Source organism: Nostoc sp., assembly GCF_036918245.1.
Classification (GTDB): Bacteria; Cyanobacteriota; Cyanobacteriia; order Cyanobacteriales; family Nostocaceae; genus Nostoc.
The window spans coordinates 48,765-60,698 of sequence record NZ_JBALEF010000006.1; the positions used below are offsets into that span (position 1 = coordinate 48,765).

Annotated in this window: 8 protein-coding genes; all 8 read left to right on the top strand. The window is 42.8% G+C overall.

Features of this window, described 5'->3' with window-relative positions; translation table 11 throughout:
• Nucleotides 1–13 precede the first annotated feature (13 nt).
• The 8 genes from V7L12_RS01675 to trpC all read left to right on the top strand — a co-directional run bounded on the left by V7L12_RS01675 (nt 14) and on the right by trpC (nt 11,685).
• Complete coding sequence (locus tag V7L12_RS01675) at nt 14–1,294, top strand: ScyD/ScyE family protein (RefSeq protein WP_335081533.1); 1,281 nt, start codon at nt 14–16, stop codon at nt 1,292–1,294.
• A gap of 343 nt (nt 1,295–1,637) precedes the next feature.
• Nucleotides 1,638–2,936: a ScyD/ScyE family protein gene (locus V7L12_RS01680; RefSeq protein WP_335081535.1), complete on the top strand. Its 1,299-nt coding sequence runs from the start codon at nt 1,638–1,640 to the stop codon at nt 2,934–2,936.
• 175 nt (nt 2,937–3,111) lie between these two features.
• Nucleotides 3,112–4,308: a scytonemin biosynthesis PEP-CTERM protein ScyF gene (scyF, locus tag V7L12_RS01685; RefSeq protein WP_335081537.1), complete on the top strand. Its 1,197-nt coding sequence runs from the start codon at nt 3,112–3,114 to the stop codon at nt 4,306–4,308.
• 114 nt (nt 4,309–4,422) lie between these two features.
• Nucleotides 4,423–5,712 (top strand): glycosyltransferase family 4 protein, encoded by a 1,290-nt coding sequence (locus tag V7L12_RS01690; RefSeq protein ID WP_335081539.1) that lies wholly within the window; start codon nt 4,423–4,425, stop codon nt 5,710–5,712.
• Nucleotides 5,713–5,726: 14 nt separating this feature from the next.
• Nucleotides 5,727–6,818: a bifunctional chorismate mutase/prephenate dehydrogenase gene (gene tyrA, locus V7L12_RS01695; RefSeq protein ID WP_335081541.1), complete on the top strand. Its 1,092-nt coding sequence runs from the start codon at nt 5,727–5,729 to the stop codon at nt 6,816–6,818.
• Between the two features lie 11 nt (nt 6,819–6,829).
• Entirely contained in the window at nt 6,830–8,035 is a 1,206-nt protein-coding gene (locus V7L12_RS01700) for a 3-dehydroquinate synthase (RefSeq protein WP_335081543.1), read from the top strand.
• A 383-nt stretch (nt 8,036–8,418) separates the two neighbouring features.
• Nucleotides 8,419–10,623, top strand: a complete 2,205-nt coding sequence (locus V7L12_RS01705) for an anthranilate synthase (protein ID WP_335081545.1) — start codon at nt 8,419–8,421, stop codon at nt 10,621–10,623.
• 201 nt (nt 10,624–10,824) lie between these two features.
• The gene (gene trpC / locus V7L12_RS01710; protein ID WP_335081546.1) at nt 10,825–11,685 is read left to right on the top strand and encodes an indole-3-glycerol phosphate synthase TrpC; all 861 of its coding nucleotides are present in this window, start codon (nt 10,825–10,827) and stop codon (nt 11,683–11,685) included.
• The last annotated feature ends 249 nt before the right edge of the window (nt 11,686–11,934 follow it).

The following is an 11,934-nucleotide window of genomic DNA, read 5'->3' on the forward strand; positions in this document are numbered from 1 at the left end:
TGTATTGCAACACATGAAACTCAAGCCACTTACTATTACTATCCTCACTTTTTGTGTTGCTGCTTTTTCGGGAATGAAAGCTGCGTCAGCCGCATCCTTTTCAGTAATCGCCGACGGTCTATATAATGCCGGTGGTCTGAGCTTTGGCCCAGATGGCGATCTCTATGTTACAGAAGCGGGAATCGGGGGAAGTGGCGCTTGTGTTCCACCACCAAGTGGTCAAGGCGATTCTTTATGCTATGGCACAAGTGGTGCAGTTACCAAAATTGAGAATGGTAAAACCGAGCGGATACTTACAGGACTCCCTTCCTTAGCATTACCAGATGGTACTGGAGGCGCTGGCCCTCGTGATATCCAATTCGATCCGAAGGGTAAACCTTATGTTCTGATTGGGTATGGGGCTAATCCAGCCTTTCGCGATCGCAATTTAGGTTACACTGACCTCGGTAAAATCATTGCTCCCGACTTTAAAACCAATTCCTGGACGAGTGTTGCAGATTTAGCTAACTATGAACTCGCCAATAATCCCGATGGTGGTGATGTCGGTAGCAATCCCTTGGGTTTTGTAATAGATGGTAATAAATTGGTTGTAGCTGATGCAGGTGCAAACGACTTACTCCGTTTTAATACTGTTAGTAATAATTTGCAGGCGATAGTTGCGTTTCCCCAAGACATCTTGACTAATCCAGTCTTTCCACCTTCTGATTCCCCATCCAATGAACCTGCACAAGTGCCATCTCAAGGTGAAGTAGTGCGATCGCAGTTTGCAACTCAACCAGTACCCTCAAGTGTGACAAAAGGCCCTGATGGTGCTTATTATGTCAGCCAATTTACTGGTTTTCCCTTCCCTGAAGGTGGGGCAAAAATCTATCGAGTCGGCGCTGATGGTTTACCAACAGTCTTCGCCGATGGCTTTACCCAACTCACAGACTTGGATTTTGATACTGAGGGCAATTTATATGCTTTGCAGTACGCCAATCAGTCAGCCTGGAAGGGTAATTTTGATGGTTCTGTAATCAAAATAGCTACCGATGGGACACGCACAACTCTTCTGAGTGGGAATGGATTAGAGTCGCCTAGCGCCTTGACTATTGGTGCTGATGGTGCAGTATACGTCACAAACCGAGGCGATCGCCCAGGAGAAGGACAAATTCTCAGAATTGAAAATATCAAATCTGTTCCTGAACCTGATTCTGCTTTAGGCGTATTAGCGATCGGTGCTTTAGGCGTTGGTTGGTTGCACAAGAAGAGAGCTACCAAACCTCCTATACATGCAGTCGTCGCGTTCAAGTAAAGAGTTTCAAAGCAATATTCAGTAAACCAAAAAGTTTTTTAGAAGTCAAGACAAGTGGACATTTCAGTTGAATGCAGGCATACCACAAAACAACTGATTAGTGAGCATTTCAGCTGATGCTACTAGTAACAATACAGGTGATAGCTGTTAAACCAATGCTTTTTACCTGCTTCTTTATAAGGGCTGGAACGCTTATCTTTACGTTAATTTTTACAAATTTATGGTTTACTGAATATCAGTGCCTCTCAAAAAGGGCATTTCCCCTGCGTTCCTTAAAGACCGAGAATCGTTGTCTTTAAAACCATAAAAATTTCCACTTATTTAACTCTCAATCTCCAAAGGTATGAAACTCAAATCATTTACTCTTACACTTTTAACTGTTTGTATTGCTGGCGTTTCTGTACCAAAAGCAGCCGAAGCTGCAAGCCTAACGGTAGTTAGTGATGGTCTTAGTAACCCACGCGGAATCGACTTTGATTCTAGCGGCAATCTTTATGTTACAGAAAGCGGTTCTGGGGGTGATGGAAAAGACGGAAGATGCATTGCATCACCTAGCGCGGGGTATATTCCTTTATGTGCTGGTCAGAATGGCTCCCTAGTCAAAATTGCTAAAGACGGTACAAAAACAAATATAATTTCCGATCTGACTTCTCTAGCATTATCCCCCTCTGGCGAACAAGCAGCCGGGCCTGCGGACTTCAAATTTGATTCTCTAGGTAACGCTTATCTTTTGACGGGTCTTGCAGGTGATCCAACCAATCGTGATACCGTTTTAAAATCGCCTGACCTCGGAAAATTATACAAAGTAGACTTAAACACTGGTGGGTTGACAACTCTTGCCGATTTTGCAGCTTATGAAACTGCATTTAATCCTGATGGGACTGATTTGATTTCCAACCCCTATGCTTTTGCAATTAAAGGTGAGACTGCTTACGTAGTTGATGGGGGCGGAAACAGTATATATTCTGTAGGACTCGATGGCAGTGGTATTAAGAATGTAGCCGCAGTCCCTCAGAAACTGATAGATAGAAATAAACTTGAATTCCCTGACCTTCCCCCAGATGTAGATCCATCTGCGCTGCCAATTACACAGCAATCAGTACCTACAGGTATTACCGTTGCTCCAGATGGCAGTTTAACAGTCAGCGAATACACTTATTTTCCCTATCCAGAGAAAGAAGCACGTATCTTTAGCTTTGACCCCGATACCTTGCAATCAAAAGTTATCGCCGATGGCTTTACACAGCTAACTGGCGTAGCTTATGACCCAGATGGCAATTTGTATGCTTTGCAACACATCAATAATTCCGAATGGAAAGAAATTCAACAGGGCGGTATTATCACTGGTGATATTAGTGGTTCTGTGATCAAAATAGGCACTGATGGTACTCGTGAAACGATTTGGAGTGGTGATGGACTAGAAGCTGCTTCTGGCATCACTTTTGGCCCTGATGGTGATTTATATATTTCAAACCGAGCCAGACTCGCAGGAACAGGACAAGTTATCAAGATTGATCCTAGAGTAACCAAAGTTCCCGAACCCACCTCTTCAATAGGTCTGATAGTTGCTAGTGCTTTAGGTGCAACTTCAATGCTGAAGCGCAAACGCAGCAAAGAATTAGCCAAAGCAGAGACTGTCTGATTCCTCTTTACCTGGCTCTGTAAGCATTCGCTTACAGAATAGGCTGCTGCCTCACACCGAAAGTTGCATTTCAAACAAGAGGCAGCAGCCTAAATTACCGGGTTCCCAAATTGGGACTGGTAACAAATATTAGTCTAGGAAAGAGTATAACTCATACAACCAGGACTTCAAACTCATGGGATTAGTCAAAAATTTCTCAATCGGCATTCTCGGTACTGGATTCTTGGTGTTGGCAACAGCAGCCCAAGCCAAGGCTATAACATTAACTTACGACAGAAGTATCGGCAGTCCTGGCTTCGGCCCTGGGCAACTGTTTGTTCCCCAAGGCATAGCGGTGGATAGCCAAGGGAATACCCTTATATCTAACGGACGCGGTGTTAACCCGGATGGTACTCCTAACTACAACCTCGGTGACAAAATTGAAAAATTTAGTCCAAGCGGTCAGTATATTGGAGCAATTGGCTCCGGCGGCACAGGGCCCGGACAGTTTGACGAGCCAACAACTGTAGACTTTAATCCCGTAACAGGGGATTTGTATGCAGGTGATGTTTACAACAACCGCATCAATCAATTCGATTCTCAGGGTAACTTTATTAGATCCTTTGCAAATGGAGAATTTACCCCTCTCATACCAGGTAGATTTTTCTTTGGACCATCGGGTGTAACATTTGACAAAACTGGCAACGTTTACGTTGGTGATTTTAACGGCGAAAGAATCCTTAAATTCACATCAGACGGAAAGCAAATTGGTGTTATTGGTGGCACCACTGGCACTGCACTTGGAGAATTCCAAGGTGTAGCCGGTACAAGAATTTCCCCAGTTAGTGGAAATATCTATGTAGCTGACCAGTATAACAACCGCGTTCAGGTACTCGATCCAAATGGTAAACCTCTGTACACATTTGGTTCAGCAGGTAGCGGACCTGGACAGCTTCTTCAGCCAATTGGCATCGAAGTGGACGACCAAGAGAATGTTTATGTAGCTGATTCTATCAACAGTCGCGTTCAGGTATTTGATAAAAACGGTAACTTCTTGACTTCCTACGGTCAACCAGCCCTAGATGCATCAGGCAACCCAGTTCCACCTCCAGGATTAACTGACCCCCCATTTGGCAATCCCCTCGACCTCACACCAGGCAGATTTAACTGGACGGGTGGTACAAGCCTCAAAGATGGCAAGCTTTATGTGGGCGATTTCTTCCAAGGTCGCGTCCAAGTGTTAAACGTAGAAGGCACAAGGAAAGTACCGGAACCTAGTTCAGCATTGGGTTTAGCATTGCTTGGACTTGGGGCTGCTACCGTCACATTGCAAAGACGTAGGCAACAAAAGCCAGTTTTCAGTTTAGAGAAAGAACTGCAAAAACAGTGCTGAGTTCTGATGCTTGAGTAACAGTGCTAGTAATGTGTCAAGTTGAAATTAATAGGTAAACAAGTTTGTAGTAAGGACTTTACTCCTTACTACAAGTCTTCAGGACATTAACGGTTAATGCACATTCTGATTTATTCATACAACTATCATCCAGAACCAATTGGTATTGCACCTTTGATGACTGAACTAGCAGAAGGGCTGGTGAAGCGAGGGCACCAAGTGCGGGTAATCACAGGTATGCCTAACTATCCTCAGCGTCAGATTTATGATCGCTATCGGGGTAAGTTATACGTTACTGAAGAGAAAAATGGTGTCAAAATTCAGCGTAGTTACCTGCGGATTAAGTCTAAACCTAACCTTGTAGATCGGCTACTGCTAGAGTTGAGCTTTGTCTTTACAAGTTTGCCACAAGCTCTCAAGGGTGAGCGACCTGATTTAATTCTCTTAACAGTGCCACCGTTACTCGTTTGCTTACCTGCAACCTTAATAAGTTGGCTATACAACTGTCCAGTAGTCCTGAATGTGCAAGATATCCTCCCAGAAGCTGCTGTGCGTGTTGGGCTAATTAAAAATAAGTTGATGATTCTCGCTCTAGAAGCTTTAGAAAAATTTGCCTACCGAAATGCACATACCATTAGTGTGATTGCTGATGGCTTTGTGGATAATTTAATAAATAAAGGTGTACCTGTTAATAAAATTGCCTGCATTCCAAATTGGGTAAATCTAAATTTTATCCGCCCTTTACCAAAGGAGAATAACTATTGGAGAGCTACCCATCAACTCGATGGTAAATTTGTAGTGCTTTATTCAGGTAATATTGCTCTCACGCAAGGTTTGGAGACAGTAATAGAAGCAGCAGCTTGCTTGCGCCATATTAATGATATTGTCTTTGTCGTAGCCGGCGAATCCCAAGCTCTCGAAAGGTTGCAAAAACATTGTCTTGCTTGTGGTGCAGATAACGTATTGCTTTTACCATTGCAACCGCGAGAAAAACTACCGCAAATGTTAGCAGCTGCTGATGTCGGGTTGATTGTGCAAAAGTGCAATGTGATTTCTTTCAATATGCCTTCTAAAATACCATTGTTGTTAGCCAGTGGTCGCCCAATTGTGGGTTCAGTTCCCGCCACTGGTACTGCTGCCAAAGCTATTCGAGAAAGTGGCGGCAGTATTATCGTTAAGCCAGAGTCAGCAGATGCTTTAGCCACTGCGGTATTGGATTTATATAATCAACCGGAACTAGCAGCAAAATTAGGGCGTGAAGGAAGAAAGTTTGCGGTAGAAAACTATTCCTTTGAGCAAACGCTAGATCGGTATGAAGAGTTATTTTCTAAGATGATTGCCAAAAGAGCAACAACTTTGGATATGTTGCCCAAATTGAGTTCTCAGGAATCACTTGTTGATATTTGAAAATTGGAAGAAAAATGCCTTTGAAATCCTCTTCTTCAGATCGGCTTAAAAAAACTGACGAAAGGTTGATCGCCTTATTGAGCGATCGCATATCATTATTAGCAGCATCAGAACAACCTTCTTTAGATGAACAACTGGCTGATGTCGCTCCCCTACTCGCCCAAGCTGGTATTCCTGAGTCTGTTTGGGCAGGTGTGCTAAATAGTTGTCATGCTACTCTGATTCCTAAATATGCAATAAATCATCTCACTCCCCGACAAATCACCATCATCGGTGGATGTGGCAGGATGGGAAGATTATTTAAAGAGCAGCTTTCGCTAGTAGGTAACAATGTTAGCGTTCTCGAATCTGATGATTGGGAATACGCAGATCAACTGTTAAGTCAGGCAGAATTAGTTTTAGTCAGCGTTCCTATTAAACATACAGTTGATGTTATTAAGCGTGCAGCTAAATACCTCGCCCCAACTACCGCTTTGTGTGACATTACGAGTATTAAAACACAGCCAACTCAAGCAATGCTTGAACACCATTCTGGCCCAGTCATGGGTTTACACCCAATGTTTGGCCCAAATGTAAAATCGTTTTTTGGACAAAAAGTGGTAGTGTGTCCGGGTCGAAACGATGATTCATTTCAATGGTTTTTAGACTTTATTAAAAGTCAAGGTGGAGAGTTAATTGTCTGTACGCCTGAAGAACACGATCAAATCATGGTCATCGTTCAAGCAACGCAACATTTCTGTAGATTTAGTCTTGGTGTTTTTTTAGCGGAAGCAAAAATCGATATACAGCAGACTTTAACAATGTCAACTCCTAACTACCGTCAAGAAATTGACATTGTTAAACGTTTGTTTTCCCAAAACCCTCACTTATGTGTGGATATTATGCTAGCTACAGAACAAAGGTGTGATGCAATTAGCTTTTTAGCTGATACTTACAGTCGTTTGGCAAAACTAGTAGCGATGAAAGACAGAGAGGCATTAATTCAAGAATTTGAAAATGCTCAAAGCTTTTTTGAAGAGAAAATCAACACTTTTATGCAGCCTTTAAATACAATGGCTATCCAACGAGATTTTCAACCAAAGCTGCACACAAATATTAGTATTTAAAAAGCAAAAATATGGTAATTGACATTAAGCAAAAAAGTAGATTAATTAATCAACGTGTTTCAGTTACTTTTAACTACGAGGTTTACTTCACCCAAAATTTATTTGAGTTGAAAAATCCCACCTTAGCCCAAGTGATTGGTGCGGATGAGGAGACAAAGCCGAAGAAATTAGTTGCAGTGATAGATGCAGGAATATTAAAGTATCAACCTGAATTGGTGAAGCAATTAGTCGCGTATACCAAGTTTTATGCAGAGGTACTAGCGATCGCAGCTGTACCGATGATAATTTCGGGAGGAGAAGCTGCCAAAAACGATCGCACTTTAGTAGAGCAAATCCAGCAACAGATTGAAGCCGCCGGATTATGTCGCCACTCCTACATATTAGCGATCGGGGGCGGGGCGGTGTTGGATTTGGTAGGATATGCTGCTGCAACTGCTCACCGGGGAATTCGTCTAATTCGGGTGCCGACGACGGTGTTAGCGCAAAATGATTCTGGGGTTGGCGTCAAAAACGGCATCAATGCCTTTGGTAAAAAGAACTTTCTCGGCACATTTGCGCCACCTTATGCAGTTATAAATGACTCTGCATTCTTGACAACTCTAGACGATCGCGATTGGCGTTCTGGGATTGCAGAAGCAGTCAAAGTGGCGCTGATTAAGGATGCCAGCTTTTTTGATTTTATCCACTCTCACACCACAGCTTTGAGGCGGCGAGATATGGACACTATGCAACAGGTTATCTATCGTTGCGCCCAGTTGCATTTAGAACATATTGCCAATGGCGGCGATCCTTTTGAAATGGGTTCGTCTCGTCCCCTGGATTTTGGACATTGGGCGGCTCACAAACTGGAGCATTTGACAAATTATCGCTTACGTCATGGCGAAGCAGTTGCGATCGGTATTGCTTTGGATAGCACTTATTCCTATTTGATAGGATTGCTGGATTGTTCGGAGTGGCAACGGATATTAAATACTTTATTGGCGTTGGGTTTTACGTTGTATGTGCCTGAACTGGCCCAGAATTTATCACAATTGGAAGATATTAATTGTTTGTTTCGGGGTTTGACTGAATTCCGCGAACATTTGGGGGGGGAGTTGACTTTGACGCTGTTACAAGGGATTGGAGAAAGAGTTGAGGTTCATGAGGTGAATTTGGTGTTGTATAGGCAAGCAATATCGCTGTTGCGGGAAGTGAGAGGGGGATTTTTAAACGCATAGGCGCTTCGCCTTCCCGTAGGGTAGGTACGCTGAGGGAAGCGCATAGGCGCTTCGCCTTCCCGTAGGGTAGGTACGCTGAGGTTTGATGAGATTATTTACTACTTTTGGGGGAGGTGGAGGTTTTTAAATAGGGTTGTTGGTAAATTTATTAGAAAAGCAGTATACAAAGCGAATAAATTGACAGCTAATCGAAAAATTGTTCAATGTATTATTTCTTTATATCTAGTATTCTTAAATAAGAAGCGAAAGGTTTTTGATTACATTTTTTAAAAAGAATATGTTGACTTAGATGGATAGAAGATTATCTAAGTCTGTTCTGGGTTTGAAAATAACTACTAATAATGATTAATGATTGATTAACAAATATTCTAGAGAAATTACTCATGGTTTTTGATTCAGGTTCCTACAATACTCTTGGCGGTGTAAGTGTTTCTCGCTCCATCACCGAAGTTAAGATGGACACTGCCCTAGAAGATATTCTGTTCCATTTAAATTCTCAGCGTGGAGGCTTGCTAAGAAGTAGCTACGAATATCCAGGCAGATACAAAAGATGGGCTATCGGATTTGTCAATCCACCGTTAGAGTTGACTACACAGGAGAATGCTTTCACTTTGATAGCATTGAATGAACGCGGTCAAGTGCTTTTGCCATTCCTTTTAGAGCGCCTATCCCAGTCAGGACAACTTGAGAACGTCACCCAAGAAAATAACAATATCGTCGGCTTTATTAAAGCTACAAAAGAATTATTTACTGAAGAGGAACGTAGTAAACAGCCTTCATCATTTACAGTTGTCCGCGAAATTCTATATACTTTCTCCAGTCAAGAAGACGAGCATTTAGGCTTGTATGGTGCATTTGGTTATGACTTAGTTTTTCAGTTTGAACCAATTGCCCAACATTTGGAGCGTCCTACAGATCAACGCGATTTGGTGCTTTATTTGCCAGATGAATTGATTGTTGTTGACTACTATCAGCAACGTGCATTTCGTCTACAATATGATTTTCAAACAGAGCACGGCAGCACAAAGAATCTTCCTAGAACAGGTGAGTCTGTAGATTATCGCGGCAAACATCTTCTACCAAATCAAACTGCTGACCATAAAGTAGGCGAATATGCGAAAAAAGTTGAGCTTGCACTCGATTATTTCCGCAGAGGCGATTTATTTGAAGTTGTTCCTAGTCAAAACTTTTTTGAAGGCTATGAAGACGAACCCAGCAAACTATTTAACACTTTAAAGGAAATAAATCCTAGTCCTTATGGGTTTATTTTTAATTTAGGTGGCGAATATCTGATTGGTGCATCTCCAGAAATGTTTGTGCGGGTTGAAGGTAGGCGGATAGAAACTTGTCCGATTAGTGGCACTATTAGCCGGGGACAAGATGCTCTTGACGATGCGGTGCAAATTCGTCAGTTACTCAATTCTCACAAAGATGAAGCTGAGTTGACCATGTGTACTGATGTCGATCGCAATGACAAATCCCGAATCTGCGAACCTGGTTCAGTACAAGTCATTGGTCGTCGCCAAATTGAATTATATAGCCACCTGATACATACAGTAGATCATGTTGAGGGTACTCTGCGCTCGCAATTTGATGCTTTAGATGCCTTTCTGTCGCATACATGGGCAGTTACAGTCACCGGCGCACCCAAAAGGGCAGCAATAGATTTTATTGAACGGCACGAAAAGAGCGCCCGACGTTGGTATGGTGGAGCAGTCGGCTATTTAAATTTCAACGGGAATTTAAATACTGGCTTAATTCTGCGGACAATTCGATTAAAAGATTGCATCGCCGAAGTGCGAGTCGGGGCTACTGTCCTTTATGACTCCATACCCCAAGCAGAAGAACAAGAAACAATTACCAAAGGCGCTGCGTTATTTGAAACGATTCGGCGTGTGAAGCAAACGAGTCAGAAAATTAATGAATCCGGTTCTCTAAAGTTAACTAAATTCTTCCCAAGTGCGGCAGCTGGCAAACGCATCTTACTAATAGACTACGAAGACTCATTTGTTCATACCCTAGCCAATTACATTCGCCAAACTGGTGCAAGCGTCACCACACTCCGTCATGGCTTCTCGGAATCGCTATTCGATACAGAACGCCCTGACTTAGTTGTTTTATCTCCTGGCCCTGGTAGACCAAGTGATTTTGGGGTTTCCGAGACTGTCGGCGCCCTTCTGCATCGCAAAATTCCCATTTTCGGAGTTTGTCTGGGATTGCAAGGCATCGTTGAAGCTTTTGATGGCGAATTGGGAGTTCTCAACTATCCTCAACATGGTAAATCTTCACGGATTTTCGTTACCGATTCCGATTCTGTCACTTTCAAAAACTTACCCGAATCCTTTGCAGTCGGTAGATATCACTCATTGTTTGCCCTACCGCAACGTTTGCCAAAAGAACTGAAAGTAACAGCGATGTCTGATGACGACGTAATTATGGGCATTGAACATCAGACACTTCCCATCGCCGCCGTTCAGTTTCATCCAGAATCAATCATGACTTTAGGTGGAGAAGTCGGTTTGGAAATCATTAAAAATGTGGTGCGTGCATATACGCAGGTTGAAGAGTCATTAGTCATTGGTCATTAGTCATTTGCCTCGTTCCCATGCTCTGCGTGGGAATGCCATCCTTGAGGCTCCGCCTCCCTCATACCGAGATTAAAAGTGTTTTTAGTCTTATCAGGCAGGCAGAGCCTGCACAGAATGCATTCCCAGATGGAATCTGGGAACGAGAATAACAAGAATGTGAGAATAATTAGTTATTTCCCATTCCACTACCCTTAGCTGTTTATGACTAACCAAGTTGCCCTTTCCCGCCATATTCTCGAAGATATTGTGTCGCATAAAAGGCAAGAAGTTGCACAAATGCAGCAAGAACTGCCTTTAGCCTCCTTGCGACAACAGTTAAATACAGCCCCGAATGTGCGAAATTTCTTGACTGCTTTACAAGAAAACCCTAACCAACCGAGCTTAATTGCAGAGGTAAAAAAAGCATCACCTAGCCGTGGGATTATCCGTGCAGATTTTGATGCAGTAGCTGTTGCTCAAGCTTATGAACGAGGCGGTGCAGCTTGTTTATCAGTCCTGACTGACGAAAAGTTCTTTCAGGGCGGTTTTGATAATCTGCGGAATGTGCGTCAACAAGTAGCATTACCTTTACTGTGCAAGGAGTTCATCATTGACTGCTATCAAATTTATTTAGCACGCACAGCAGGTGCAGATGCAGTATTGTTGATTGCAGCTATTTTATCAGATCGAGAACTCCAAGACTTTTTGGGAGTAATTCACGATTTGGGCATGATTGCACTGGTAGAAGTCCATACCTTGTCTGAACTGGATCGAGTGCTAAAGCTTGATAACCTAAGTTTAGTAGGAATCAACAATCGCAATTTAGAAGACTTTACCCTTGATTTAGGAACAACACAGCAACTTTTAGCACAGCGTCAGCAACAATTACAAAGTTTAGATATCACCGTCGTCAGCGAGTCTGGACTGTATACACCTGCTGATTTATCTTTTGTTGCTGAGGCTGGTGCGCGTGCGGTTTTGATTGGAGAGTCTTTAGTTAAACAAAGCAATGTAGAACAAGCTGTGCGTGAGATTTTGAGCCTTTCTTATAGCGCTTCTCGTTTGCGTGAGGTACACCCGTAGGGGCACGGCACTGCCGTGCCCCTACACCCCACGATATAATGTTGTACCGCATCTGAATGGGAACCGCTATAAATCTGTTACCTAATTACTAAAATCTGCAATCTAAAAAAATGAAGCTCTGATACTCGTTAATGGAGTTCAAAGACTCATTAATGGAGCTAAAAGACTCATTCACGAGTATCAAAGACTCGTTAACGGAGCTAAAAGACTCATTCACGAGTATCAAAGACTCGTTAACGGAGCTAAAAG

Coding starts and splice junctions, on each gene's coding strand:
- tyrA (WP_335081541.1), top strand. CDS start 5,727: ATGCCTTTGAAATCCTCTTCTTCAGATCGGCTTAAAAAAACTGACGAA.
- trpC (WP_335081546.1), top strand. CDS start 10,825: ATGACTAACCAAGTTGCCCTTTCCCGCCATATTCTCGAAGATATTGTG.
- V7L12_RS01705 (WP_335081545.1), top strand. CDS start 8,419: ATGGTTTTTGATTCAGGTTCCTACAATACTCTTGGCGGTGTAAGTGTT.
- V7L12_RS01675 (WP_335081533.1), top strand. CDS start 14: ATGAAACTCAAGCCACTTACTATTACTATCCTCACTTTTTGTGTTGCT.
- V7L12_RS01680 (WP_335081535.1), top strand. CDS start 1,638: ATGAAACTCAAATCATTTACTCTTACACTTTTAACTGTTTGTATTGCT.
- scyF (WP_335081537.1), top strand. CDS start 3,112: ATGGGATTAGTCAAAAATTTCTCAATCGGCATTCTCGGTACTGGATTC.
- V7L12_RS01690 (WP_335081539.1), top strand. CDS start 4,423: ATGCACATTCTGATTTATTCATACAACTATCATCCAGAACCAATTGGT.
- V7L12_RS01700 (WP_335081543.1), top strand. CDS start 6,830: ATGGTAATTGACATTAAGCAAAAAAGTAGATTAATTAATCAACGTGTT.